Origin of the sequence: Paracoccus caeni, assembly GCF_016629665.1 — a bacterium.
Classification (GTDB): Bacteria; Pseudomonadota; Alphaproteobacteria; order Rhodobacterales; family Rhodobacteraceae; genus Paracoccus; species Paracoccus caeni.
Genome location: NZ_JAEPRQ010000001.1, coordinates 799,941 through 825,752 on the forward strand (window position 1 = coordinate 799,941; position 25,812 = coordinate 825,752).

24 protein-coding genes and 2 tRNA genes are annotated in these 25,812 nt (G+C 63.0%); 15 read left to right on the forward strand and 11 right to left on the reverse strand.

What is annotated here, in order from left to right:
* Positions 1-6 precede the first annotated feature (6 nt).
* Positions 7-570 (forward strand): DUF2585 domain-containing protein, encoded by a 564-nt coding sequence (locus JJJ17_RS03825; protein WP_200683906.1) that lies wholly within the window; start codon positions 7-9, stop codon positions 568-570.
* A gap of 205 nt (positions 571-775) precedes the next feature.
* On the opposite strand, the gene JJJ17_RS03830 is transcribed toward JJJ17_RS03825, so the two are convergent.
* The gene (locus tag JJJ17_RS03830; RefSeq protein ID WP_200683907.1) at positions 776-3,055 is read right to left on the reverse strand and encodes an NADP-dependent malic enzyme; all 2,280 of its coding nucleotides are present in this window, start codon (positions 3,053-3,055) and stop codon (positions 776-778) included.
* A gap of 144 nt (positions 3,056-3,199) precedes the next feature.
* Here JJJ17_RS03830 and JJJ17_RS03835 point away from each other — a divergent pair, with 144 nt between their 5' ends.
* From JJJ17_RS03835 to JJJ17_RS20625, 6 genes are all read left to right on the forward strand, one after another.
* On the forward strand, positions 3,200-3,595 hold the full coding sequence (locus tag JJJ17_RS03835; RefSeq protein WP_200683909.1) for a cytidine deaminase: 396 nt from the start codon (positions 3,200-3,202) through the stop codon (positions 3,593-3,595).
* A complete protein-coding gene (locus JJJ17_RS03840; RefSeq protein WP_200683911.1) occupies positions 3,592-4,872 on the forward strand; it encodes a thymidine phosphorylase in 1,281 nt (426 codons plus the stop codon). Before JJJ17_RS03835 ends, JJJ17_RS03840 begins: the two co-directional genes overlap by 4 nt.
* Positions 4,869-6,056, forward strand: coding sequence for a phosphopentomutase (locus JJJ17_RS03845; RefSeq protein ID WP_200683912.1), 1,188 nt, complete (start codon positions 4,869-4,871; stop codon positions 6,054-6,056). The genes JJJ17_RS03840 and JJJ17_RS03845 overlap by 4 nt, the downstream gene beginning before the upstream one ends.
* Positions 6,053-7,012, forward strand: coding sequence for an adenosine deaminase (locus JJJ17_RS03850; RefSeq protein ID WP_234463856.1), 960 nt, complete (start codon positions 6,053-6,055; stop codon positions 7,010-7,012). The genes JJJ17_RS03845 and JJJ17_RS03850 overlap by 4 nt, the downstream gene beginning before the upstream one ends.
* The gene (gene upp, locus JJJ17_RS03855) at positions 7,009-7,641 is read left to right on the forward strand and encodes a uracil phosphoribosyltransferase (protein ID WP_200683913.1); all 633 of its coding nucleotides are present in this window, start codon (positions 7,009-7,011) and stop codon (positions 7,639-7,641) included. Before JJJ17_RS03850 ends, upp begins: the two co-directional genes overlap by 4 nt.
* 215 nt (positions 7,642-7,856) lie before the next feature.
* Positions 7,857-8,693, forward strand: coding sequence for an SPOR domain-containing protein (locus JJJ17_RS20625; RefSeq protein ID WP_200683914.1), 837 nt, complete (start codon positions 7,857-7,859; stop codon positions 8,691-8,693).
* An 82-nt stretch (positions 8,694-8,775) separates the two neighbouring features.
* Here the strand turns inward: JJJ17_RS20625 and JJJ17_RS03865 are convergent, their stop codons facing one another.
* Entirely contained in the window at positions 8,776-8,931 is a 156-nt protein-coding gene (locus tag JJJ17_RS03865; protein ID WP_200683915.1) for a hypothetical protein, read from the reverse strand.
* A gap of 121 nt (positions 8,932-9,052) precedes the next feature.
* Positions 9,053-10,297 carry a tyrosine--tRNA ligase gene (gene tyrS, locus JJJ17_RS03870; protein WP_200683916.1) on the reverse strand — a complete coding sequence of 415 codons (1,245 nt, stop codon included), beginning with the start codon at positions 10,295-10,297 and terminating at the stop codon, positions 9,053-9,055.
* 59 nt (positions 10,298-10,356) lie between these two features.
* On the opposite strand from tyrS, the gene JJJ17_RS03875 reads away from it, so the two are divergent.
* From JJJ17_RS03875 to JJJ17_RS03885, 3 genes are all read left to right on the forward strand, one after another.
* On the forward strand, positions 10,357-11,505 hold the full coding sequence (locus JJJ17_RS03875; RefSeq protein ID WP_200683917.1) for an anhydro-N-acetylmuramic acid kinase: 1,149 nt from the start codon (positions 10,357-10,359) through the stop codon (positions 11,503-11,505).
* Between the two features lie 44 nt (positions 11,506-11,549).
* A tRNA-Asp gene (locus JJJ17_RS03880) sits at positions 11,550-11,626 on the forward strand.
* A gap of 27 nt (positions 11,627-11,653) precedes the next feature.
* Positions 11,654-11,730 (forward strand) — tRNA-Asp (locus tag JJJ17_RS03885).
* Between the two features lie 243 nt (positions 11,731-11,973).
* Here JJJ17_RS03885 and JJJ17_RS03890 read toward each other — a convergent pair.
* Positions 11,974-12,942, reverse strand: a complete 969-nt coding sequence (locus JJJ17_RS03890) for a hypothetical protein (protein WP_200683918.1) — start codon at positions 12,940-12,942, stop codon at positions 11,974-11,976.
* Between the two features lie 51 nt (positions 12,943-12,993).
* The gene (locus JJJ17_RS03895; protein ID WP_200683920.1) at positions 12,994-13,461 is read right to left on the reverse strand and encodes a DUF1203 domain-containing protein; all 468 of its coding nucleotides are present in this window, start codon (positions 13,459-13,461) and stop codon (positions 12,994-12,996) included.
* A gap of 96 nt (positions 13,462-13,557) precedes the next feature.
* Between JJJ17_RS03895 and JJJ17_RS03900 the strand changes: the two genes are divergently transcribed.
* On the forward strand, positions 13,558-14,823 hold the full coding sequence (locus JJJ17_RS03900) for a glutamate-5-semialdehyde dehydrogenase (RefSeq protein ID WP_200683922.1): 1,266 nt from the start codon (positions 13,558-13,560) through the stop codon (positions 14,821-14,823).
* A gap of 6 nt (positions 14,824-14,829) precedes the next feature.
* Here JJJ17_RS03900 and JJJ17_RS03905 read toward each other — a convergent pair whose 3' ends face one another.
* Complete coding sequence (locus tag JJJ17_RS03905; RefSeq protein WP_200683923.1) at positions 14,830-15,474, reverse strand: histidine phosphotransferase family protein; 645 nt, start codon at positions 15,472-15,474, stop codon at positions 14,830-14,832.
* A 38-nt stretch (positions 15,475-15,512) separates the two neighbouring features.
* Between JJJ17_RS03905 and JJJ17_RS03910 the strand changes: the two genes are divergently transcribed.
* The 3 genes from JJJ17_RS03910 to JJJ17_RS03920 all read left to right on the forward strand — a co-directional run bounded on the left by JJJ17_RS03910 (position 15,513) and on the right by JJJ17_RS03920 (position 17,517).
* Positions 15,513-15,692: a DUF3553 domain-containing protein gene (locus JJJ17_RS03910; protein ID WP_200683924.1), complete on the forward strand. Its 180-nt coding sequence runs from the start codon at positions 15,513-15,515 to the stop codon at positions 15,690-15,692.
* Positions 15,693-15,841: 149 nt separating this feature from the next.
* Positions 15,842-16,624 carry a GNAT family N-acyltransferase gene (locus tag JJJ17_RS03915; protein WP_200684789.1) on the forward strand — a complete coding sequence of 261 codons (783 nt, stop codon included), beginning with the start codon at positions 15,842-15,844 and terminating at the stop codon, positions 16,622-16,624.
* A complete protein-coding gene (locus JJJ17_RS03920) occupies positions 16,621-17,517 on the forward strand; it encodes a lysophospholipid acyltransferase family protein (protein WP_200683925.1) in 897 nt (298 codons plus the stop codon). The genes JJJ17_RS03915 and JJJ17_RS03920 overlap by 4 nt, the downstream gene beginning before the upstream one ends.
* A gap of 30 nt (positions 17,518-17,547) precedes the next feature.
* Here JJJ17_RS03920 and JJJ17_RS03925 read toward each other — a convergent pair whose 3' ends face one another.
* The 3 genes from JJJ17_RS03925 to JJJ17_RS03935 all read right to left on the reverse strand — a co-directional run bounded on the left by JJJ17_RS03925 (position 17,548) and on the right by JJJ17_RS03935 (position 21,395).
* Complete coding sequence (locus tag JJJ17_RS03925) at positions 17,548-19,812, reverse strand: adenosylcobalamin-dependent ribonucleoside-diphosphate reductase (protein ID WP_200683926.1); 2,265 nt, start codon at positions 19,810-19,812, stop codon at positions 17,548-17,550.
* An 80-nt stretch (positions 19,813-19,892) separates the two neighbouring features.
* Positions 19,893-20,426, reverse strand: a complete 534-nt coding sequence (locus JJJ17_RS03930; protein WP_200683927.1) for a hypothetical protein — start codon at positions 20,424-20,426, stop codon at positions 19,893-19,895.
* 72 nt (positions 20,427-20,498) lie between these two features.
* Positions 20,499-21,395: a Hint domain-containing protein gene (locus tag JJJ17_RS03935; protein WP_325168759.1), complete on the reverse strand. Its 897-nt coding sequence runs from the start codon at positions 21,393-21,395 to the stop codon at positions 20,499-20,501.
* Between the two features lie 800 nt (positions 21,396-22,195).
* Between JJJ17_RS03935 and JJJ17_RS03940 the strand changes: the two genes are divergently transcribed.
* Positions 22,196-23,662 carry an APC family permease gene (locus tag JJJ17_RS03940; RefSeq protein ID WP_200683928.1) on the forward strand — a complete coding sequence of 489 codons (1,467 nt, stop codon included), beginning with the start codon at positions 22,196-22,198 and terminating at the stop codon, positions 23,660-23,662.
* 152 nt (positions 23,663-23,814) lie between these two features.
* On the opposite strand, the gene JJJ17_RS03945 is transcribed toward JJJ17_RS03940, so the two are convergent.
* Both JJJ17_RS03945 and JJJ17_RS03950 read right to left on the reverse strand, forming a co-directional pair.
* Positions 23,815-24,429, reverse strand: coding sequence for a VPLPA-CTERM sorting domain-containing protein (locus tag JJJ17_RS03945; protein ID WP_200683929.1), 615 nt, complete (start codon positions 24,427-24,429; stop codon positions 23,815-23,817).
* Between the two features lie 170 nt (positions 24,430-24,599).
* The gene (locus JJJ17_RS03950; protein WP_200683931.1) at positions 24,600-25,718 is read right to left on the reverse strand and encodes a 3-hydroxyacyl-CoA dehydrogenase; all 1,119 of its coding nucleotides are present in this window, start codon (positions 25,716-25,718) and stop codon (positions 24,600-24,602) included.
* Between the last annotated feature and the right edge of the window lie 94 nt (positions 25,719-25,812).

Sequence of the window (25,812 nt, forward strand, 5' to 3'; positions counted from 1 at the left end):
GGAAGCATGATTTCGAAGAAGGCGCTACCCTACTGGATTTCTGCGGGAATCATCCTGATCGCCGCACTTTGGCTTCTTGCCGCCGGGCGGGTGCCGATTTGCGATTGCGGCTATGTGAAGCTGTGGCATGGGGTGAAGTTCAGCTCGGAAAACTCGCAGCATATCAGCGACTGGTACACGCCGTCGCATCTGCTGCACGGGTTCCTGTTCTATGCCGGGCTGTGGCTGGTGGCGCGGCGGTTGTCGTTTGGATGGCGGCTGGCCATCGCCACGCTGATCGAGGCGATCTGGGAGATCGTCGAGAATTCGGACGCGATCATCGAGCGGTATCGGGCGGTGACGATCTCGCTGGATTACTACGGCGACAGCGTGATCAATTCGGTCAGCGATATGCTGGCGATGGTCTTGGGGTTTTACCTTGCCCGGTGGCTGCCGGTCTGGGCCTCCGTCGCCATCGTGATCGGGTTCGAGTTGCTGACGCTGTGGATCATCCGCGACGGGCTGGCGCTGAATGTGCTGATGTTGCTGTGGCCGCTGGATGCGGTCAGAGAGTGGCAGGCGGCAGGCTAGGCGCAACGCAGCGGGCGTTGCATTCGGTATTTGTGCAACGGAGATGCTGGCCGGGTGAGAAGAGACCAGCAAATGCTGCGTTTTCCGCTGCACCGAGCGTGCAACGCGTAGTCACAAGATGTGCACAGGGTGTACACCGCTTGCGCACGGTGGGTGTTGCGTCTGGTGTGGATAAGGTGCGTGCGGGGCACGCACCCTGTCTTTGTCAGCTATAATGCGAGACCGGGGTGCCAGCGATGGCGCTCATGTTCAGAAGGCCGCGGGCGGTGATCGAGGGGGTGACGATATGGGCCTTGTTGCCCATGCCCATCAGGATCGGTCCGACCTCCAGTCCGTTCGCGCGCATCTTCAGCGCGTTGCGGACGCCCGATGCGGCGTCGGTTCCGGCGAAGACCAGCACATTGGCGATCCCGTCCAGACGTGAGCCGGGGAAGATGCGTTCGCGCAGGTCCGGGTCCAGCGCCGCATCGACATGCATTTCGCCGTCATACATGAAGCCCGGATTGCGTTCGTCCAGAAGGCGCATCGCCTCGCGCATCTTGCGGCCCGAATAGGTGTCGAGATTGCCGAATTGCGAATGCGAACACAGCGCGATCTTGGGCGTCACGCCGAAGCGGCTGACATGGCGGGCGGCGCCGATCACCGTTTCCATCACCTCGGTCGGCGTCGGGTCGTTGTGGCATTGGGTGTCGGCGATGAAGAGCGGGCCGTCTTCCAGAATGATCATCGACAGCGCGCCGACCGGGTGCAGATCGCCGCGGGCCAGGATTTCGCGGACATAGCGCAGGTGCCACGAGAACTGGCCGAAGGTGCCGCAGATCATGCTGTCGGCCTCGCCGCGATGGACCATGACCGAGCCGATGGCGGTGGTGTTGGTGCGCATCACCGCGCGGGCAATGTCGGGGGTGACGCCCTGACGGGCCATCAGGCTGTGATAGGTTTCCCAGTAATCGCGGTAGCGGGGGTCGTTTTCCGGGTTCACGATCTCGAAGTCGCGTTCGGGGCGGATCGGCAGGCCGGCGCGTTCGGCGCGCATGGCGATCACCTCGGGGCGTCCGATGAGGATCGGAACGTCGGTGGTTTCTTCCAGCATCGCATTGGCGGCGCGCAGGACCCGCTCATCCTCGCCCTCGGCGAAGGCGATCTTGCGGCTGGCAAGCGCCGAGGCTTCAAAGACCGGGCGCATGATCAGCGCCGAACGGAAGACCGAGCCGTCAAGTTTGCGCTTGTAGGCCTCGATATCCTCAAGCGGTCGTTGCGCGACGCCGGATTCCATCGCGGCGCGGGCCACGGCAGAGGACACGACACCCATCAGCCGCGGATCGAAGGGTTTCGGGATCAGATATTCCGGGCCGAAGGTCAGCGTTTCGCCGCGATAGGCGGCAGCGGCTTCGGCGGCGGTGGTGGCGCGGGCAAGGGCGGCAATGCCCTCGATGCAGGCCAGTTCCATATCGTCGTTGATCGTCGTCGCGCCCACGTCCAGCGCACCCCGGAAGATGAACGGGAAGCAGAGGACGTTGTTCACCTGGTTCGGGTAATCGCTGCGGCCGGTGGCGATGATCGCGTCGGGTTTTACCGCGCGGGCATCCTCGGGCAGAATTTCCGGGGTCGGGTTGGCAAGGGCGAAGATGATCGGCCGGTCGGTCATCTTGGCGACCATTTCGGGCTTCAGCACGCCGGGGCCGGAGAGGCCAAGGAACATATCCGCGCCGTCGATCACGTCGTCCAGCGTGCGCAGATCGCTGTGCTGGGCAAATTCGGCTTTCTGCGCCGTCATATCCTCGACCCGGCCTTTATAGACCAGCCCATGAATATCGCAGAGCCAGACATTCTCGCGCTTCACGCCCAGTTTCAGCAGCATGTTGAGGCAGGCGATCCCCGCCGCACCACCGCCGGTCGAGACGACCTTGATATCCTCGAACTTCTTGGACGCCACCAGAACCGCGTTGGTGGCCGCGGCGCCCACGACGATGGCGGTGCCGTGCTGGTCATCATGGAAGACCGGGATATTCATCCGCTCGCGGCACAGTTTCTCGACGATGAAACATTCGGGGGCCTTGATGTCCTCAAGGTTGATCGCGCCGAAGGTCGGCTCCAGCGCGCAGACGATATCGGCCAGCTTTTCGGGATCGGCCTCGTTCACCTCGATATCGAAGCAGTCGATATTGGCGAATTTCTTGAAGAGGACGGCCTTGCCCTCCATCACCGGCTTCGAGGCGGCGGCACCGATATTGCCAAGGCCCAGCACCGCGGTCCCGTTCGAGACCACCGCCACAAGGTTGCCGCGCGAGGTGTAGCGGCTGGCATTGGCCGGATCGGCCTGAATTTCCAGACAGGCTTCGGCAACGCCCGGTGAATAGGCGCGGCTGAGGTCGCGGCCATTGGCCAGCGGCTTGGTCGCGCGGATCTCCAGCTTACCCGGACGGGGAAATTCGTGATAGTCCAGAGCTTCCTGTCTGGCGTTGTCCTGCCTGCGTTCGTCCATCTCTGCCCCCTCAAGCATCGGAATTAGTTCACCGTTAAACCATCTCCTAAACCATTTGGCAGGCGGGGAACAGGCGGCTTCGCCTTGCGTTAGCGCATGGCAGGGCGCAAAAATGCGCGATACTGAATATGCAGGAGGTCGGGAATGTCTCTGCTGGATGCGGCGCGCGAGGTGCGCGAGGCGGCTTATGTGCCCTATTCGAAATTCAAGGTCGGCGCGGCCATTCGTGGGGCTTCGGGCAAGGTCTATCGTGGCTGCAACGTGGAAAACGTGGCCTATCCCGAGGGGACCTGTGCCGAGGCAGGGGCGATTTCCGCGATGGTCGCGGCGGGTGAGACCACGTTGGTCGAGGTGGCGGTGATCGCCGATGCGCCTTCGCCGGTGCCGCCCTGCGGCGGCTGTCGGCAGAAACTGGCTGAGTTCGGGGCGGGCGATGTGCCGGTGACGTTGGCGACCACCGGAGGCGAGACCTTCTCGACCACGATTGGCGAGCTGTTGCCGGGGCGGTTTGGCGCCGATCACATGAAGAACGCCGGATGACCGATCCGAGGCAGGTGATTGCCGCGATCCGCGACGGGCGCGGTTTGGACCGGCCCGGCGCGGCGCTGATGGCGCAAGGGTTGGCCGATGGCTCGGTCAGCGATGCGCAGGCGGCGGCGTTTGCGATGGCGGTGCTGCTGAAGGGCGTCGGAACTGAGGGGCGGGTGGCGCTGACCCGGGCGATGCGCGATTCCGGGCAGGTCCTGCACTGGGATCTGCCGGGGGCGGTCGTGGACAAGCATTCGACCGGCGGCATCGGGGATACGACCAGTCTGATCCTTGCGCCGCTGCTGGCGGCGGCGGGGGCGTTCGTGCCGATGATCTCGGGGCGGGGTCTGGGGCATACCGGCGGCACGCTGGACAAGCTGGAAGCGATACCGGGGTTCGTCTGCGATCAGGGCGAGGCGGCGTTTCGCAAGATCGTTCGCGAGGTGGGCTGTGCCATCGTTTCAGCCACCGGCGATCTGGCCCCGGCGGATCGGCGGCTTTACGCGATCCGCGACGAATCCGGCACGGTCGAGTCGATCGATCTGATCACCGCCTCGATCCTGTCGAAGAAGCTGGCGGCGGGGTTGCAGGCGCTGGTTTTGGACGTGAAGGCGGGGTCGGGGGCGTTTCTGAAGAAAGACGATGCCTCGCAGCGGCTGGCCGAGGCTTTGGTCAAGACCGCCAATGGCGCTGGCTGCCGGACGGCGGCGCTGATTACCGATATGGACCAGCCGCTTGCCCGCAGCGCCGGGAATGCGCTGGAAGTGTTCGAGGCGATTGCGGTTCTGAAGGGTCAGAAGGGCGCGTTGCGCGATCTGGTGCTGGAACTGGCGGCGGAATGTCTGCGGCTGGCCGATGTGCCGGGCGATCCGGCGGCGCTGCTGGATTCCGGGCGACCGGCCGAGATTTTCGGGCAGATGGTTGCGGCGCAGGGCGGGCCTGCCGATCTGGTGGAACGCCCGGATGTGTTTCTGGCGATCTCTCCGGTCATCGCGCCGGTGCCTGTCGTGGCGGGGCGCGTGGGGGCGATCGACGTGACCGCGCTTGGCCATACGGTGGTGGCGCTTGGCGGCGGGCGCGTGCGGGCGGGCGAGAAGATTGATCACCGCGTCGGGCTGTCCGATCTGGCGAAGCTGGGGGAAGAGGTCGGGCCGGATCGTCCGCTGGCGATGGTTCATGCCGCCGATGAGACGGCGGCGGAAATCGCTGTGGCGGGTGTTCAGGCGGCGTATAGATTGGGCGATGGGCAACCCGGACCGTTGGTCCGTGCAAGGATCGTGAGTGAATGAGTGAAAACCGCGCCTTTCTGATCGTGATGGATTCCGCAGGCATCGGCGGCGCGCCCGATGCGGATCGGTTCTTCAACGGCGCCTTGCCCGATAGCGGCGCGAATACCATCGGCCATATCGCCGCCGCGCAGCCCCTGAACATGCCGCATCTGGCGCGGCTTGGGCTTGGATCGGCGATCAGGCTGGCCTCGGGTCAGGATGCGCCGGGGCTGATGGTTCAGCCCGAGGGACTGTGGGGGGCTGCGACCGAAATTTCGCCGGGCAAGGATACGCCTTCGGGTCATTGGGAGATCGCGGGCGTGCCGGTGCCGTGGGAATGGCATTATTTCCCCGACACGGTGCCGTCCTTCCCCGCCGAGGTGACGCAGCGGTTATGCGAGCTTGCCGGGACCGAGGGGATATTGGCCAATTGCCACGCCTCGGGGACGCAGGTGATCGACGATTTCGGGGTCGAGCATATCCGCACCGGCTGGCCGATCTGTTACACCTCGGTCGATAGCGTGCTGCAAATCGCCGCGCATGAGGAACATTTCGGGCTGGATCGGCTAATCGCGCTTTGCGAGGGGATCGCGCCGATGCTGCACCGGATGCGGGTCGGACGGGCGATTGCGCGGCCTTTTCTGGGTGAGACTCCGGGGCAGTTCAAGCGCACCCCGAACCGCCGCGATTTCGCGATTGCGCCGCCCGCCGACACGATTCTGGACATTGCGACGAAGGCTGGGCGCGTGACCCATGCGATAGGCAAGATCGGTGACATCTTCAGCCATCGCGGCATCAGCCATCTGCACAAGGGCAAATCCGATGCGGATCTGGCCGAGCATCTGGTCCGTCTGGGGCAAGAGGCGGAACCGGGCAGCCTGACCTTTGCCAATTTCGTCGAATTTGACACGAATTTCGGCCACCGACGCGACGTGCCGGGCTACGCGGCGCAGCTTGAATGGTTCGACGCGGTGGCGGGCCGGTTTCTGGCAACCTTGCGGCCCGGCGATCTGGCGATCTTCACCGCCGATCACGGTAATGACCCAAGCTGGCCCGGCACCGATCACACTCGCGAAAGGGTGCCGGTTCTGGGATATGGTCTGGGATCGCGCGCGGTCGGTAATGTCGGCTATAGCGATATCGGAGCCTCGGTCATGGCACATCTGGGGCTTCCCAAAACTCAACACGGACAATCCTTTATATGAAGAAAATCGAACTTCACCTGCATCTGGAAGGCGCAGCCCCACCCGCATTCATCCGCTCCATCGCTGCCGAAAAGCGCGCCGATCTGACCGGCGTTTTCGACGCGCAGGGCCATTATGCCTATGACGGGTTCGAGGGGTTCCTGCGCTGCTACGAGGCCGCGACCAGCGTGCTGCAATCGCCGCAGGATTATGCCCGGCTGCTGACTGAGGTGCTGGAACGCTGCGCCGAGGAAGGGGTGATCTATGCCGAGCTGTTCGTCTCGCCCGAATTCTGCGGTGGTGGCGATCTGGTGGCGTGGCGCGAATATCTGGCGGCGATGGATGAGGTGGCGCTGAAGGCGCGGGCCGAGGGCATCGACAGCCGCGCGATCATCACCTGCGTCCGCCATTTCGGGGTCGAGAGGGCCAAGAAATCCGCCATTTGCGCGGCGGAAACCGCTGGCGGCTGGATCACCGGATTTGGCATGGGCGGCGCGGAAAGCGTCGGTAAAGCAACCGATTACGGCTGGAGCTTCGACTGCGCCCGCGAGGCCGGATTGGGTCTGACCTGCCATGCCGGGGAGTGGGGCGGGCCGGAAAGTATCTGCGAGGCGCTGGAGCTTGGCTGCACCCGGATCGGGCACGGCGTCCATGCCATACAAGATCCGGCGCTGATCCGCGATCTGGTGGCGCGCGACATCACGCTGGAGGTCTGTCCCGGCTCGAATGTGGCGCTTGGGGTCTATCCAGACTGGCCCAGCCACCCGATTGCGCGGCTGGCCGATGCGGGGGTGCGGGTGACCGTCTCGACCGACGATCCGCCGTTTTTCCACACGACCATGCGTCACGAATATGACCGGCTTGCCGAAACCTTCGGTTGGGGCGATACCGAGTTCCGCCAGATCAACCGCTGGGCCGCCGATGCCGCCTTCTGTGATGAGGTGACACGCGACCGGCTGAGAAAGGAGTTCTCGTGAGCCAGCATCTGACCATCATCGACCACCCGCTTGTCCAGCACAAGCTGACGATCATGCGGCAGAAGGACGTATCGACCGCCGGTTTCCGCCGTCTTCTGCGCGAGATCAGCCTGCTTCTGGCCTATGAGGTCACCCGCGAGCTTGAGGTCACGACCATGCGGATCCAGACGCCGCTGACCGAAATGGACGCGCCGACGCTGGAAGGGAAAAAGCTGGCGCTGATCTCGATCTTGCGGGCGGGGAACGGGCTTCTGGACGGGATTTTAGAACTGATCCCCTCGGCTCGCGTGGGCTTTGTGGGGCTTTATCGCGACCCCGAGACGCTGCAACCGGTGGAATATTACTGCAAGGTTCCGCGCGAGTTGGATGCGCGGATGACCATCGTTGTCGATCCGATGCTGGCGACGGGAAACTCTTCGGTGGCGGCCATCGATATGCTGAAGAAGGAAGGCGCGAAAAACCTGCGTTTTCTGTGCCTTCTGGCCGCTCCTGAAGGTGTTGCGCGAATGAAAGAGGCGCATCCCGATGTGCCGATCTTTACCGCAGCGCTGGATCAGCGGCTGGACGATCACGGCTATATCGTGCCGGGTCTGGGCGATGCCGGGGATCGGATGTTCGGCACGAAATAGCCGCCATTAACGATTGCTCCAGATCTTTGTCATAGGCTTGGTTCAACAGACCGATTCGTGGATGACAGATGAGGATTTGGGGTGTCGTAGCTGGTGCGATGTTGCTGCCGGTGCTGGTATGGGGCAGTCCCGTGCCAGCGCCGGCCCCTGATTTTACCGGTGCCCAATATATCGACGGCGCCGGATGCGTGTACGCGCGCGGGGACACCGGTTGGGTGGCGCGAAGGGACGGCCAGGGCGCGCAGCTTTGCGGTTTTCCCCCGACATCGACGCTGCGCCCTGCGGAAGCGGCAGAGGGCGATGTGCAACAGACCTCCGGCGAAAAGCTGGCGGCGCTGTTGTCAGAGGGTCTGCGTGACGGTGAATTGACCAGCGATCTGCGACCACGCGAAGAACGCGCCGAACCTGAGCCGGACCCCGCACAGAATGCCATGCGACAGGCGATTTCGGCACGGATTGCAGCCAGCGAGGCGGCAAGAATCGTCGGCGCGGGCAGTCCCGATCAGAATGGCGGTCTTTGCGCGCTGCTGGGTTACCGTCGGGTGGTGGATAAGCAACCTGCGGTTGGCGCCGATGTCACCCAGGGGCTATGCGCTGGCATGCGCGCCGATGAATTGAGCGCGACATTTACCACGCGTCTGCCGGGCGGAAAAACCGAAGGCAGAACCGATAGCGGGGTCGTATCTGCTGCGGTGGGCGAAAGCCGGGCGCGGGCAACTGTAACAGAGACCAGGACGACTGTCGAAGTGCAGCGACCGGCGCGTTCGGACAGGGCGGCTACAACCCGATCCGCGGTGGATAAATCAGCACGCGACCTTGCCGATATGATTCCCGCCGGTGCGCGTTATGTGCTGATCGGCTCTTTCGCGGATGAGGGCGGCTATGGGCAGACGCGGCTGCGGCTGACGGCAATGGGATATGCAACCGGACGTGGCCGGGATGGGGGGCAAGGGCGATTGCTGCTGGCCGGGCCTTTTGATGATCGCGAACAAGTTGTGCGCGCGCTGCATCATCTGCGGCAAAATGGCTATCCCGGCGCGGTGGCGCGCTGATCGCCTGTCGGCAGGTGGGCGAGGGCCGGATACGAAAAGGGGGCGTCTCCGCCCCCATGAATAGCTGGCTTACCTGATCAGATCAGGCTGCGTGGCGAATATCGTGCCCGGTCGCGCTGTCGTCCTTGATCTCGACGCGATCATAATAGGCGAACATCTGCTCCAGAACCGCATCGGCGGCCTTGGCTTGTGCCTTGGCGTCGGCGATGGTCAGCGTTTTCGTCTGCGATTGTGCCATTTCCACTCTCCGGTTGGGCCTAAATCCCTCCCACGCGCAGAAAATAGGAAGTTAGCAGTCGAAAATCCAGCGCTGCGACGCAGCGTAAACTGCGCCTGCAATGCTGCTATGCAGCAAATGACTAGCCGATCTGGACCATCCGGTGCTTTTTCTTGCCGACCGAAACCTTCAGCCCGTCGCCGATAAGTGCTGCATCTACTGTGAGTTGCGGATCGGTGACGGCTTCGTTGTTCAGCCGCAAACCGCCTTCGGCGATCAGGCGCTTGGCTTCTTTTCCCGAAGCGACGATGCCGGTCTGAACCAGCATCTGCGTGACCGAAAGCCCGCCATCCAGCGCCGCTGCGGCCAAGATCGCCACCTCCAGATCACCGCCTGCGCCACCCTGTTCAAAGACCTCGCGCGCGGTTGCCTCGGCACTCGCGGCGGCCTCGGCGCCGTGCAGAAGCGTGGTCACCTCGTTGGCAAGGCGGATTTTGGCGTCGTTGATCTCGGACCCCTGAAGCGCGCCAAGGCGGTCGCATTCATCGACCGGAAGCTCGGTGTAAAGCTTCAGGAACCGCCCGACATCGGCATCGGTGGTGTTGCGCCAGAACTGCCAGAACTCGTAGGGCGACAGCATCGCCCCGTTCAGCCAGACCGCGCCGCCCTGCGATTTGCCCATCTTGCGCCCGTCCGAAGTGGTCAGCAGCGGCGAGGTCAGCCCCCAGATCACCGTATCATCGACGCGCCGGGTCAGGTCGATCCCGTTGATGATATTGCCCCATTGATCCGAGCCGCCCATCTGCAACTGACAGCCATAGCGGCGGTTCAGCTCAAGAAAATCATAGGCTTGCAGGATCATGTAGTTGAATTCGAGGAAGGACAGCGATTGTTCGCGATCCAGCCGGGATTTCACCGATTCGAAGGCCAGCATCCGGTTGACGCTGAAATGCCGCCCGATATCGCGCAGGAATTCCAGATAGTTCAGCCCGTCCAGCCATTCGGCATTGTTCAGCATCAGCGCCGCATCGCCGTCATAGGATAGGTAGCGGGCAAAGACCTGCTGCATGCCGTCGATATTCGACTGAATCGCGGCCCCATCCAGCAGCGGGCGTTCGTCCGAGCGGAACGAGGGATCGCCGACCTTGGTGGTGCCGCCCCCCATCAGCGTGATCGGGCGATGGCCGGTTTTCTGGAACCAGCGCAGCATCATGATGTTAAGCAGGTGGCCCACATGCAGGCTGGCCGCCGTGGCGTCATAGCCGATATAGGCGGTGACCTGCCCGGCCAGCAGCGCCTGATCCAGCGCCTCGATATCGGTGCAATCGGCAAGATAGCCGCGCTCGATCATCACATTGAGGAAATCGGATTTGGGCTGGTAGGTCATGGGCTGTTTCCTTCTGGTCCGGGCGGATATACCGGCTGAAAGGCTGAAGGAAAAGCGCGATGATCACGGCTTTGGGGATGATGTCGGGAACCTCGATGGACGGGGTGGACGCGGCGGTGATCGAAACCGATGGCAGCCGGATCGGCGGCTTCGGGCGAAGCGCGTTTCGGGCCTATTCGGATAACGAGGCGGCGGTGCTGCATGCGGCGCTTGGGCGATGGCCGGGGGATGAGGGCGTGGCCGATGCGGCCGAGATTTCGGTGGCAAGCCATGCGGCGCTGGCCGAGGCGTTCCCCGAGGCCGGGGTGATCGGCTATCACGGCCAGACATTGGCGCATGATCCGCAGGGGCGCGGGACGCATCAGGCGGGAAGCGGCGCGTTGCTGGCGGTGGCTTCGGCGCGACCTGTTGTCTGGGATTTCCGCAGCGAGGATGTGCGGCGCGGAGGCGAGGGCGCGCCGCTGGCACCGTTCTTTCATTGGGCGCTTGCGGAATGGGCGGTCGGGCAGGGAGCGTTGTCGCCCGAGCCGGTCGCGTTTCTCAATCTGGGCGGGGTCGGGAATATTTCATGGGTCGATCCGAGGGCTGCCGCGCCCGAGGCGGCGGGGGCATGTCTGGCCTTCGATACCGGTCCGGCGAATGCGCCGATCAATGATCTGGTGCGGGCACGGCTGCGGCAGAGCCGGGATGACGGGGGCGCTTTGGCGGCTTCCGGGGCGGCAGATATGGCCGTCGTCAAGGCGTTTCTGCGCCATATATATTTCGAGCGTGTGCCGCCCAAGTCATTGGACAGAGATCAATTTTCCGGTCTCGTGGAAGCGCTGTCATCACTGTCTGATGCCGATGCTGCGGCGACGTTGGTGGCCGCTTTGGCGGGATCGGTGGCGGCGGGGTTACGGTGGTTGCCTTCGGCTCCCGCCTCGATACTGGTCTGTGGCGGCGGGCGGCATAATCCCGCGATCATGGCGGCATTGGACGCGGCTTTGCCCTCTGCGGTCGCGCCGGTCGAGGTGATCGGGCTGGATGGAGATATGTTGGAGGCCCAAGCATTTGGCTGGCTGGCCGTCCGGGTGATGCGCGGATTGCCGACTTCGGGGCCTTCGACGACCGGGGTGTCAGAGCCCTGTTGCGGGGGGCGGATTTCTTATCCGCGGGGAAGTTCGGAAATATTCCGACACGCTCTTGACGCAGGGCGCGGGGCTGCGTAAACCCCCTTCACTCCGGCGGGCGATTAGCCGGGGAAGGTGAGTGTGCGGTTGTAGCTCAGTTGGTTAGAGTACCGGCCTGTCACGCCGGGGGTCGCGGGTTCGAGCCCCGTCAACCGCGCCACTTGCACCTTGTTCGCCCAGATATAGCGCGGTTGTAGCTCAGTTGGTTAGAGTACCGGCCTGTCACGCCGGGGGTCGCGGGTTCGAGCCCCGTCAACCGCGCCATTATCCTTTCTGAAAATTCGGTTAACGACGCAACGGGGCAGGTTCTGCGCCGATGTATTGGTTTGTCAGCATTTGCTGGGGTTTTGGCTGCACAGGGCACACACCGCGCGTAAACCGGATGTGCACGGGCTGTACACCGCTTGCGAGCGTTGCGCGGGTGGTCGAGGCCGGGGGCGCCGCCCCCCGGGCCCCCCGGGATATTTGCGTGAAGAAGAATGGACGATGCTCGGAGCAAGCAGGCTGTCAGGGGGTTAGCGTGCCGCCGATTAATCCGTCGAAGGTTGTCTGTGCCGAGTTGTCGCCCGCGACGAAGGGGCCAAAGGTCATCACCGCTGCGCAGCCTGCGGGGGTTGGGAGGATTCTGGAGCCGGAGGGGGAAATGATCATACTCATCGCGGCGAGGTTGGTTTCAGCTTCAGTACAATCTGCATGCGCCATAGAGATCAGAATCGTTCTTTGGCCGTCAGGATTGCGAAGTTCGGCTGATAGGATGAGCGAGAAAGTTTTGCCGCCGACCGGCTCGGGCGGATCGTTGGACAGGATAATCGCCTGCCGCACGGTTGCGTTCTCGGTTTCCAGACCCGCCAGCAGCGTCTGGATCGATGGCATGTCCAGCGCAGGCGTGGACCCGTCTAGCGCGGCGGTGACGGCTTTGGGATTGCTGCCGTGAAGCAACGCGCTCTGCTTCTGTGCGAAGACGGAAGTAAGGCCGAGAGGTCCGATGAAAGGGTGGAACGGGTCGCGTCGCCTGATATCGATATGATCCGGTTCGCCATTCGCAAGCAGTCCCGGGCTTGATGTGACGTCGCTGAAGCCATGACCGGGAAGGTTGGTGAACGCAGCGGTCGCAGCCTGTTCGTCTGGAAATCCCCACAGGACGATATTGTCCGTTGGCCACCCGAAGCTGGCGAAATATCCGAGTTCGCGAGGGTCGATGTCGGTGTTCGTCCTGAAATTGGTTTCGCCGCCAACTGCGAGAGCAATAACCGGTCTCATCGTCTGCCCTAGGCTCATATCCATGGTCGGATTCCGGAACGGGCTGGCGTCCCTGAACATGGCCTGCATGTTCAGATATTCCACCAGCGCGCTGGTCGGACCCGTCAGTGCGCTTTCCGGCAGAGCAGCGAGGAAATCGCGAAAGCTCTGATCCGCCCGGAGCGGGAAGCCCGCCAGAAGCGCAATCGCCGTGGCGATGAGAAGAGTGAGTCGCATATATTCCTCCTGAGCCTGCCGCCAGCTTAGGATATTCCGACTTTGCTGCCATTACACTCGGTCGATGCGGCAGAGGTAGCAGTTGTTGCTGGCCGAGCGGATGTGGATGAAGGCGACATCCGGGCGGGCGAAGAGGTCGGCGGCGTAGAGCGGGATGTCGAAACTGTTCACCACCGCGCCGGTGCCATAGATGATGCGTTCGTCGGCCGAGTAGCCTCGGACGATGTGATGTGGCGCGGTCAGGATCGCGGCGGGGAAATCCGGGGCTGCCGCCGGGCAGTCGTTTGCGCAAAGGAAGATCGGGCCGGTTTCGGAATAGGGGTTCAGGGTCTTGAAGGGACGGTGGGCGAGGATCAGATAGGGTTCACCCTTTGGCACCTGTTTCAGGCAGTGGCGGCAGGGTGTGCCGCGACCTGACGAGGCTGCGTTTCGTTCCGGTGTCAGGCTGAAGGCGTCGGGCTGACCGCTGCGGTAGCTGTTGGCGATCTCGGTCGGGATCGGGGTGTAGTGAAGGCGCATTTGGGACTCCTGTTCCGGTGTGATTGCGGTTATGCAGATGACCCGCGCCGGATGGGCGCGCGGAACGGGCGTCGCATTCGGACGCAGGAGGTTGAGATGAAGGATCTGGCAGAGGCCGAGGCGCTGATCACCGCGATGGGTCAGGATGCGCGGGCGGCGGCGGTGGAACTGGCGCAGGCAGGGGCCGAGCGTAAATATGCGGCGCTGATCGGCGCGGCATACGAAATCCGCAAGCGTGTGCCAGAGATCATTGCAGCCAATGAAAAGGACATGGAATTCGGGCGCGCCAAGGGCTTGTCCGACGCGATGCTGGACCGGCTGCGGCTGGATGATGACCGGCTGCGCGGGATCGAGGACGGCTTGCGCGCCGTGGCCGAGCAGGCGGACCCGGTGGGGCAGGTGATCAGCGAATGGGACCGTCCGACCGGCCTGCATATCAAGCGCGTGCGGACGCCGATCGGCGTGGTCGGCGTGATCTATGAAAGCCGCCCGAATGTCACCGCCGATGCCGGTGCGCTGGCGCTGAAGGCCGGGAATGCGGTGATTTTGCGGGGTGGCTCGGAAAGTCTGCATTCCTCGCAGGCGATCCATGCCTGCATGGTCGAGGGTTTGCGGCAGGCCAAGTTGCCCGAGAAGGCGATCCAACTGGTTCCGACGCGCGACCGTGAGGCGGTGTCGGCGATGCTGGGCGCGCAAGGGCTGATCGACGTGATCATTCCGCGCGGCGGCAAGGGATTGGTGGGGCTGGTGCAGCGCGAGGCTCGGGTGCCGGTCTTTGCGCATCTTGAGGGGATTTGCCACGTCTATGTGGACCGCGATGCCGACCCCGAAAAGGCGCGGCGGGTGGTGCTGAATGCGAAGACCCGGCGGACGGGGATTTGCGGCGCGGCGGAATGTCTGCTGATCGACTGGCAGTTCTACACCAAGCACGGCGCAGCGATTATCGAAGATCTGCTGGCGGCGGGGGTCGAGGTGCGCGCCGATGGTGAGCTTGCGAAGCTGCCGGGCACGGTGAAGGCCGAGGCGGATGATTTCGGGCGCGAGTTTCTGGACAGCATCATCGCGACGAAGCTGGTCGATGGGGTGGATGAGGCGATTGCCCATATCCGCCGCTATGGCAGCCAGCACACCGAGTCGATCCTGACCCAGAATGACGCCACCGCCGATCGCTTCTTCAACAGCCTCGATTCGGCGATCCTGATGCGCAATGCCTCGACCCAGTTTGCCGATGGCGGCGAGTTTGGCATGGGGGCCGAGATCGGCATCGCCACCGGCAAGATGCATGCGCGTGGCCCGGTCGGGGCCGAGCAATTGACCACGTTCAAATATCTGGTCACCGGCGACGGCACCATTCGGGATTAGGCCGGATCAGAAGGCGATCTCGGCGCCCTTGTCGTCAAGTTCCCAGTGAATCTGGCGTTGCTGTTCGGCAGCTGCGTCGGCCAGCAGCGGGAATTGCACCTCCGAGGCCAGCGGCGGTCGGGGCGTCAGCGGCTCGGTCTCGTCGGGGACGGGGCCAAGCCATGTCCAAAGCTCTGGCTCGGGGCGGGTGCGGTCGGCCTCGGCCACCAGACGCCATTGGCCGGGGCTGTGGACGGCCAGCACGCGGCCACCCCAGGGCATGGCGGTCTCAAGACACATCAGCGCCAGCAGGACCATGCGGATCTCGGGCCGGGCAAAGTCGCCTGTGGCGTCCAGCGTGACGTTGAGACGGGTTTGCGAGGAAAAGCCTTCCAGCAGTTTCACCAGTTCCGGGCGGCCGATCCTTTGCCCGCCCGCGCTTTGGCCGAAGGCGACGCGGAAGCCCTGAATGCGGTTGCGCGCCGCCTGAACCGATTCCGAAATCAGTCGCAGCTCGGCGCTTTTGGCGAGGGCGGGATAGTCGGGCGACATTTCAAGAAGCTCTACCCCATTGCCGATCGCGCCCAGCGGCGAGACCAGATCATGACACAGGCGAGAGCCCAGAAGTTGCGTAAGCTGGCCGGGGCGAAGACGCGTTGTGTCGATGGTCATGCGGGTTTACCTTCTTCAATCGTGATGGAGTCGTGACAATGAACGAAATGCTTGAGCCCGGAATGATCGTTCGCCATCCCGGCGCGCCCGAATGGGGCAAGGGGCAGGTGCAATCAAGGATCGGCGACCGGATCACGGTCAATTTCGCCGAGGCGGGCAAGCAGGTCATAGACGGGCGACGTGTCTCTTTGGATATTGTCTGGCCGGGTGAAGGCTAGCTGTTTGATATGACTAAATTGCAACCAATGGTTGTGTCGGTCAAGAATGCTCTGTAAGTTTACCAAGCGTCAAGCGAACTTTGTTGCATCACCGCTATCGCAGACCTATGCAGGGCGGGCTTGGCCTTGCCCGACTGGACCGCGAATATATGAATTCTGAGACGCATTTCTTTGACATCCGTCTGGCCCGGACGGAAAGCGACCTGAAGGCGGCGCAACGGCTGCGTTATCGTGTCTTTGTCGAGGAGCTGGGCGGCGACGGGCCGTTGGTCGATCACGACGCGCGGCTGGAGATGGATGAGTTCGACCCGGTGGTCGATCATCTGTGCCTGATCGACAATCGCCGCTCGGTCGAGGATCTGGATCATGTCGTGGGCGTCTATCGGCTGCTGCCGGGTGATCGGGCGGCAGAGTTCGGGCGCTTCTATTGCGACGGTGAATATGACCTGACGCCGATGCGGGAATGCGGACGCTCGGTTCTGGAACTGGGCCGGTCCTGTGTCGATCCCGAGTTCAGGGGCGGTTCGGGGATGTTTCTTCTGTGGAACGCCCTGGCCGATTACGTGCTGGATAACGGGATCGAGATCCTGTTCGGCGTGGCCTCTTTCCATGGCACGGATGCGACGATGCTGGCGCCCTCGCTAAGCTGGTTGCACCATGAGCATCTGGCGCCCGAGGGGCTGCGCCCGGTGGCCCTGCCCGAAGGGTATCAGCGGATGGACCTGATCCCGGTGGACAGGCTGGACCGGCGCGAGGCGATGGTGGGGATGCCGGCGCTGATCAAGGCCTATCTGCGGCTGGGCGGTCTGGTCGGTGAGGGGGCGTTTATCGATCACGACTTCAACACGACCGATGTGTTTTTGCTGATGGACACCAAGGCGATGTCCGAAAAACATCGAAAATTCTATGAAGGCCGCCGGCAGGAGAAATGAGCGAGAAGATCGTTTCGCCCGCCATTGTCGATGCCGATGTCGGGCCCGTGGCCGCTGGCCGGGGTGAGGCGACATGGCGGGGGGCTGAGCCGCCGGAGATGCGGCGACCGCAAGGTGTGGCGGGCTGGTGGCGTGTCATCCGGCGCGGGGTGCCTGCGGTTCTGGTTCTGCTGATCGGCGTGCTGCTGATCCTGCCGATGCGCGGGATCGAGCGGCTGTTTCATGGGCCGCGCCGTCCATGGACCGGGCCGCATGTGCAGATCGTCTGCCGACTGGCGCTTTTGTGCATGGGCATCGGCTGGCGGCGCGAGGGCGTGCCGATGAGCGGGGCGGGCGCGGTGGTGGCGAACCATTCGAGCTGGCTGGATATTCTGACGATGAACGCCGCGATGCCGGTGTTTTTCGTCTCGAAAGCCGAGGTGCGGACATGGCCCGGCATCAATATCCTGACCCGCGTGACCGATACGCATTTCGTGGTGCGCGACCCGAAGCTGGCCCGCGCTCAGGCCGAGGAATTTGCCGCGCGGGTGCGTGCGGGACATAGGCTGCTGTTTTTCCCCGAGGGCACCTCGACCGATGGACGCCGGGTGTTGCCGTTCAAGCCGACGCTGTTTCAGGGCTTTCTGGACCCCGCTTTGCCGAAAGGGCTGGTCGTGCAGCCGCTGACCGCAAGCTATCAGGCCCCGGAAGGCGAAGATCCGCGCTTCTACGGATGGTGGGCCGATATGGATCTGGGTCCGCATCTGCTGACCGTGCTGTCGGTCAAACATCCGGGCCGGGTGGTGATCCGGCTGCATGCGCCGATCATGGTCGAGGGGCAGACGCGCAAGACGCTGGCCGCCCAATGCGAGGCGGCGGTGCGGGCTGGGTTGCTGTCGGACGAAAGCCTGTAAGCGGTTCTCAAGCGTAAAGCCGCGATCCGTTCAGCCGCAATTCGAATGGCCGCAACTGGGGCAGGTCATGCAGCCTTCAATCATGCGCATGCCGTATTGGCCGCAATTCGGGCAGGCGGGGCCGATTGGCCGTTCTCCGACCACCATCACCTCGGCCTGCGGGTCGGTTTTCAGGCCCATGCCTTCGCCCGCCAGAAAGCCGATGGCGATCATGTGCCGCTCGATCACGCCGCCGATGGCCGCGAGGATCGAGGGGACATAGCGCCCGCCCATCCATGCGCCGCCGCGTGGATCAAAGACGGCTTTTAGTTCCTCGACCACGAAGGACACATCGCCGCCGCGCCGGAACACCGCCGAGATCATCCGCGTCAGGGCGACGGTCCAGGCGAAATGCTCCATATTCTTCGAGTTGATGAAGATCTCGAAGGGGCGTCGGTGGCCCGACTGCACGATGTCGTTGATGGTGATGTAGATCGCGTGTTCCGAGCCGGGCCATTTCACCTTATAGGTCGCGCCTTCCAGCGTTCCCGGGCGGTCCAGCGGTTCGGTCAGATAGACCACCGCCGCGCCGCGATCCGCCTCGGGTGCCGTCTCCGAGGTTTCGCTGACCGAAAGGACGCTGCCCGTCACATCGTTCGGGCGATAGGTGGTGCAGCCCTTGCAGCCCATATCCCACGCGGCAAGGTAAACGTCCTTGAACGCCTCGAAATCGATATTCTCAGGGACGTTGATGGTTTTCGAAATCGACGAATCCACCCATTCCTGCGCCGCCGCCTGCATGGCGACGTGATCCATCGGCGCCAGCACCTGCGCATTGACGAAATGATCCGGCAGCGGCGCATCGCCGTGCAGATCGCGCCACATCTGGACCGCGTAATCGACCACCTCTTCCTCGGTCCGCGAGCCATCCTTTTGCAAAACCTTGCGGGTATAGGCGTAGGCAAAGACCGGCTCGATCCCCGAGGACACGTTGCCCGCATAGAGGCTGATCGTCCCGGTCGGCGCGATCGAGGTCAGCAGGGCGTTGCGGATACCATGTTGCGCCACCGCCTCGCGCACTTCGGGGTCCATGCGCTGCATGAAGCCCGATTGCAGGAAAGCATCGGCGTCGAACAGGGGAAACGCCCCTTTCTCGCGGGCCAGATCGGTGCTGGACAGATAGGCGGCGTGGGCGATGGCCTTCATCCAGATGCGGGTCTGCTCAACCGCATCCGGCGCGCCATAACGCAGGCCCAGCATCAGCAAGGCATCGGCAAGCCCGGTCACGCCAAGTCCGATCCGGCGTTTGGCCTGTGCCTCGGCCGCCTGTTCGGGCAGCGGGAAGCGGCTGGCATCGACCACATTGTCCATCATGCGGATGGCCACGCGGACCAGATCATCCAGCGCGGTCAAGTCCAGCGACGCCCGGTCGGTGAACGGGTCTGAGACCAGACGTGCAAGGTTGACCGAGCCCAGCAGGCAGGCGCCGTAAGGTGGCAAGGGCTGTTCGCCGCAGGGATTGGTGGCCGAGATCGTCTCGGCATAGTGCAGGTTGTTCTGTTGGTTGATCCGGTCGATGAAGATCACCCCCGGCTCGGCAAAGTCATAGGTGGCGCGCATGATCCGGTTCCACAGATCGCGCGCCTGAACCGTCTGATAGACCCTGCCGCCGAAGACCAGATCCCAGGGGCCGTCGGCCTTGACCGCGGCCATGAAGGCATCCGTCACCAGCACTGACAGGTTGAACATGCGCAGCCGGGCGCTGTCATGTTTGGCCTCGATGAAGGCCGCGATGTCGGGGTGATCGCAGCGCATCGTGGCCATCATCGCGCCGCGACGGCTGCCCGCCGACATGATCGTGCGGCACATCGAATCCCAGACATCCATGAAGGACAGCGGGCCAGAGGCATCCGCCGCCACCCCATGAACCTCTGCCCCCTTGGGGCGGATGGTCGAGAAGTCATAGCCGATGCCGCCGCCCTGCTGCATGGTCAGCGCGGCCTCTTTCAGGGACTGGAAGATGCCCTCCATGCTGTCGGGAATCGTGCCCATGACGAAACAGTTGAACAGCGTGACCGAGCGGCCCGTTCCCGCGCCTGCCAGAATGCGTCCGGCGGGCAGGAATTTGAAATCCTCAAGCGCGGCGTAGAAGCGGTCTTCCCAGGCTGCCGGGTCGGGCTCGACCGAGGCCAGATCGCGCGCCACCCGCCGCCAGCTATCCTCGACCGAGGCATCGACGGGCTGGCCGTCTGCCTGTTTCAGCCGGTATTTCATATCCCAGATCTGTTCGGCAATCGGCGCAGCAAAGCGGCTCATCGGACGCTCCTTGGTCGCAACTTAGGGGGATTATACCAGATATTGTTGCAGTTGTGTGCATTCAAGGGCCGGATCGGGGGCTAGTGGCCCTGCCATTTGCATTCGCGGGGATCGCGGGGATAAAGCAGGAAAATCGTCTGGTGGACCTGTTCCTCATCCGCACCTTCGGGTCGGTTGTCGGCGATGCTGCGTGTCACCGGCTCGGCGCAGCCGCCTTCGCCATCGGCACCCTCGGTCGTCTCGGCCCGCAGATATGAGGTGGTGATCTTCAGGCGGCCATCGGCCAGCCGCTCGGGGAACATCACGCCGCCGTCGCATTCGACGATGCAACGCAAGGCATCCGTTTCACCTTTCAGGCAGCCCGGAGCGGCATTGAATTCGCGCGGGTCGTCGCGAAAGAGCACCCGGATATCATAGTTGGTGACACCGTAAGCCGGGTCGCTGTCATCCGGAGGAAGCTCCAGAACGCGGATGTCGCGGACCTGCTGCAACGGATTGGCGGCCAGATGCGCGGCGTCATAGGTGCGTCCGAAGCACAGGTCCGGCTGCTGTGCCAAAGCGCCGGTCGCAAGGGTCAGCGCAAGACATAGCGGGCCGACGAGACGTATCTGCACTGCAATCTTCCTTGGTGAGCTATCCCGCCAGATTAGATGTTGCGGCGGCGATGTCATCCCCACCTTTGGCCGCTAATGCTGCAACGATTTGCCATTGCGCAGGTGACGTGCGGCAAGGGTGCGGCCCTGACTGCCGGGGACCAGCGGACGCGCGGAAGCGGGCTGCCAGCCATCCCGCCGCAATTCCGGGAAAAGCGCGAAGATTTCATCGCGCGCTGCCATGCCGACGCCGCGCAAAGCCTCGGCCCCGGTATAGAGCGATTCGGTTTCCGCGCCGTTCGAATAGACGATCTCGTGACGGTCGAAGAGCAGGTGGAAATATTCGATCTCGTCCAGATCCTCGGCCCTGTCGATACCGTCGAGTTCCAGCAATTGCTTGGCCGCGACCAGAACCTCGGGCGTGCCGAACATCCTTTGCGCGATCAGCGAGCGGACCAGAATCCGGTGCTGCGGCGATACCAGCAGATCGGATTTCGGCAGGCCGCGACCCAGAGAACCCGCAGAGATACGGATCGCCCGCAGTTCGGGCCGGGCCGAGAGTTCGCGCGCCATGATCCGGCGGTTGCCGATCCAGCGCAGTTTCTGCAACCCGTGATCGCGCGTCGCCACCAGATCGCCGACGCGCAAATCCTCGACCCGCCGCTCGCCCTGCGGGGTCATGATTTCGGTCCCGCGTAGGAAGCAGGTGACAGAGCCGTTCGAGTCGTTCAGCACCGCATCATTGCCGATGCCGTCGCTGGCGTAATTGCTGTCGGTGGCGAACTGGGCAATGTTCGGGCTGCCGTCCAGTGTGTCGCCGTCGATCAGGACCAGCGACTGCCCCGGATCGTAGATGCCGCCCGGACCGTCCACATAGCGCCCCGCCGCAGCATCCCAGGCCCGCGACAGGCTGACGCCGACCGGCTGGTTATCGATCGCAAGCCATGTCGCGCGGAAGTAATGACCGCTTGCGGGATCGTGCAGGATCACCTCGAAATCCGCCTCAACACGGGCGCCGGTGGCGAAGCTGGTCCCGTTCAGCGTGACCGGGGCGTAAAGACGCGCGCCGCCGTCATCGGGAAAATCCGCTGCGCCGCTGTCAGAGCCGGTCGTGATCGTCCGTGTCGCGACGGCAGAGAATGAAACCCGTGTGCTTCCAGGAATCCCGCCAGAGCCGACATCGCCTTCGGACGTGCCGGTCTGGCGGAACAGGCCGGTCGGGTCGATGACAGATGACCACTCAATGATGGAAAACGTAAAAGCCAGGGCTTGAACTCCGAAACACCCGACGCAGAGCCAAGGATCTGCAGAATCCGGGAAACACTTGTTAATATTAGTTAATCCAGCAACGCAGGCACGGGCCGCATCGGGGTTTCCATCCCGAGTGACACTTTATCATCAAGGTTATGACTGTCTGTGGCAGGTTTCTACCACTGAATGACGATAATCTTCAGCAATATTGCGGCAGGAACACAGGCGCGATCAACGAATTACCGGACTAGGCGGGTCGGCGACGACGAGGTGTGCGGCAGTCCGGACCGGGTGAGGGCGGGCATCGGCGGGATGTAAACGGGGCGGTTCAGAACTGTCGAACCTTCCGTGCTGCACCGTCCGCCAAGGGTGGTTCGAATCGCGCGAATGGCGTCAACACACGATTTCGGCAAACCGCGCCAAATCCGCAACATGTTCCAGCATTTTCAATAAAAATCAATATATTAACAGCCTCTTGCGCATATGGATCATTAGGCGCAACCTGATCTCAGAAAAGAAACTTCAACGAGGATGACAGGATGACGACGACAAGCAGCAGCGCCCCTCAACCTCAGCAGCAGCCCGAACTCCACCGCGTGATGGGGCCGAAGCTGCTTTTGTTGTTCATTGTGGGGGATATTCTAGGCACCGGGGTCTATGCCCTGACGGGCACGGTCGCCGGAGAGGTCGGAGGGGCGGCGTGGGCGCCGTTTCTGGTAGCCTTTCTGGTCGCGACGATCACGGCGTTGTCTTATCTGGAACTGGTCACGCGCTATCCGCAGGCTGCGGGTGCAGCGCTTTATACGCACCGCGCCTTTGGCATCCATTTTCTGACCTTCCTTGTGGCCTTTACTGTCATGTGTTCGGGGATCACTTCGGCCTCGACCGCGTCGAACGCCTTTGCGGGCTTTCTGAATGACGGGTTCGGGCTGGGCTTCACCTCGGGCAGCACCGGCATTCTGTTGCTTGCGCTTGGCTTCATGCTGTTGGTCGCGGTCATCAACTTCCGGGGCGTCGGCGAAAGCGTCAAGGCGAACGTGGTCCTGACCTGTATCGAGCTGTCCGGCCTGCTGATGATCATCTTCATCGGTTTCTATGCGGCGTCGCAGGGTCGTGCCGATTTCAGCGAGGTGATGGTTTTCCATTCCTCGGAAGAAAAGAGCGCGTTCATGTCGCTGACGGCGGCAACCGCGCTGGCCTTCTTTGCCATGGTCGGGTTCGAGGATTCTGTGAACATGGCCGAAGAGGTCAAGGACCCGGTTCGCATCTTCCCGAAAATCATGCTGACCGGCCTCACGATCACCGGCATCATCTATATTCTGGTGTCGATCTTTGCGGTCGCGCTGGTCCCGGTTGGCGATCTGTCCGACCCGGACAAGGGCTCGGCACTGACGCAGGTTGTGCGCGCCGGTGCGCCGAACCTGCCCTTCGACAAGATCTTCCCGTTCATCGGCATGTTCGCGGTGGCGAACTCGGCGCTGATCAACATGCTGATGGCCAGCCGCCTGCTTTACGGTCTGGCCCGGCAGGGCGTCTTGCCGCATGGTCTGGGCCTTGTGCATCGCACGCGCCGTACGCCCTGGGTGGCGATCATCTTCACCACCCTGCTGGCCTTCGGTCTGATCTACTTCGTGGTCACCAAATCCTCGACCCCGGCGGTCAGCCTGCTGGGTGGCACCACCTCGCTGCTTCTGCTGGCGGTGTTTACCGTGGTCAACATCTCGTTGCTGGTGCTGCGCAAGCATCCGGTCAAGCACGAGCATTTCAAGGTCCCGGTCTTCGTGCCTTGGATCGGCGCGCTGACATGTGCCTTCCTGGTTGGTCCGTGGGCGCGCAGCCCCGAGCAGATGGGACAGTATCGTGTTGCCGGTTGGCTGTTGGCGATCGGTGTGGTGCTGTGGGCTTTGACCTGGATCTGGAACCGGGTCAGCCACAAGCCGCATCCGGGTGATCTGCAGAACGTGGACGATCTGGCGCAGCATCACGGGGACTCGACCCGGAACTGAGCCGAGGCTTCAGAAAATCGCAACGACCGGCAGCCTCTGCCGGTCGTTTTTCTTTGCGCTCAGCAATGCGGCTGTCGGCAGAACGACTGCGGCCCGGAACGCCTTTCGGTGCTCCGGGCCGGGATCGTGTCAAGTGATGGCAGGCCGTTCCGTCAGGCTGCCTTGCGGCGGCGACGATAGCCCACGCCACCAAGGGCACCGACACCACCCATCAGCAGCAATGCTGTTGCGGGCAGCGGAACCACGGCGGGAATCTGCGTCAGGGTAAAGCTTGCCCCGGTGGTGGTTTCAAGGCCGATGCCGAATTCCAGCTCGTCATGCAATTCATATGCAAGCTGGTATCCTTCGGCAAAATCGACCGATCCGGTCCCGACGGTCCATAGCAATGCGCCTGCGGAAACGGTCCCAAGCAGGGTCACGAAGCCGCCCAGACCCTCTCCGTCGCCGGAAGCACTGGACGGGGAAGAGAAGTTCAGCGTCACATTGATCCCATAGGCTCCAAAGCCGGTGGCAAGCGGATTGGTGACGAGAATTTCCCAGTTGAACAGATCGTTAAGTGTGACGCTTTCTCCGACACTGCTCAGATCGAACGTGCCGCCATTGACGGCACCGTCGAGCGTGCAGTCGCCGGGAACGCAGAAATCGGCACCAGAGACAGTGATATCCCCGGAATCGATGGTGAATGTTGCCGCCGAAGCGCCAGAGGCGATCGCGAGGCTGGCCAAAGCGGCCAGCGACGTCGCCGTCGCAAACTTTCTGATCGTCATAGATATTCACCCCATATACACGTACGGGTCAGCAACGCTGAAAAAACGGGCCAATTCGTGCTGACAAGAGAGCCTATCACGCGGGCGAGAGCCCTGCATATGATGTAAACGCGGGCTCCGGCGCAACCTTTCCGCGAACCCCGTGATCCGCAGATGTGATTTTCAGATTGTCAGGCGAATTCCAGTATCGGCGCGGGCCGGTATCGGTCAGCCAACCCGGCAGGCGCGATTTCTGCAAGGCGATGAAGTTCGTCCCGCAGGCGGTCGCGGCCATATGCGGCAAGGATTTCAAACGGACCGCGCGGGAAGTTGAGGCCAAGTTTCAGCGCCGTGTCGATGCCGGTTTCAGTGGTGCCACCCTCTGCCAGAAGCCACCCGGCCTCGTTGGCGATCATCGCCTCGATACGCAGGGCAATGGCTGCGGCGTCCGCAGGGGCCGGGCCGGGCGTTTCGGGATGAATGAACCCCTTGCCGGTCTTGCGGCCCAGATTGCCCGAGGTGACCTGATCGCGCAGCGCGCTGTGGATATAATAGCGGGGATTGCCGTTCATCGCGGCGTGCAGGCTTTCGGTCGCCGCCAGATTGATGTCCGCGCCGACCAGATCGATCAGCGCGAACGGGCCAAGTCGGTAGCCCGCTGCCAACATCGCCGCATCGATGTCGGTGGCAGAGCGGCCTTCCTCCAGCAGCGCCAGAGCCTCGCCATAGAAGGGGCGGGCGCAGCGATTGACGATGAAGCCGGGACGGTCGGGGCAATCGATCACCGTCTTGCCTGCGGCTTCGGTCAGGCGGCGGGCATGGCCCAAGGCATCAGTGCTGGTCAGCGGATGGGCCACCAGTTCGACCAGCTTCATCACCGGCGCGGGGTTGAAGAAATGCAGGCCGAGCAGGCGCTCCGGGTGGGCCAGCCCCTCGGCCATTGCCGCGACTGAAAGAGATGAGGTGTTGGTCGCCAGAACGGCATCCGGCCCAACAACCGCTTCCAAATCAGTGAAAAGCGCGCGCTTGGTGTCGATCTTCTCGATGACGGCCTCGATGGCCAGATCGGCAGCGGCCATTGCCGCGACGCGGTCAACGATGGTGATGCGGGACAGCAGCGCCTCAAGCTCGGCCAACGGCATTTTTCGCGCTTCGACACGCGGAAGCAGGTTTGTGCGCAGCCTTTCAATCGCGCTGTCGCGCGCGTCCTGCACCGCGTCGGTTGCCAGCACGGTGAAACCGGCAGCCGCATAGACCTGCGCAATGCCAAGGCCCATTGCGCCAAGACCGATAACCGCGATTGTCGTCATTCCCGCGCTCCTCTCATTCACGCGGTCATATCATTTCAAGTTCGAAATTTCAAACTTGAAATGAATCCGATTCGCTGGCAGTCTCTCCGCAGAC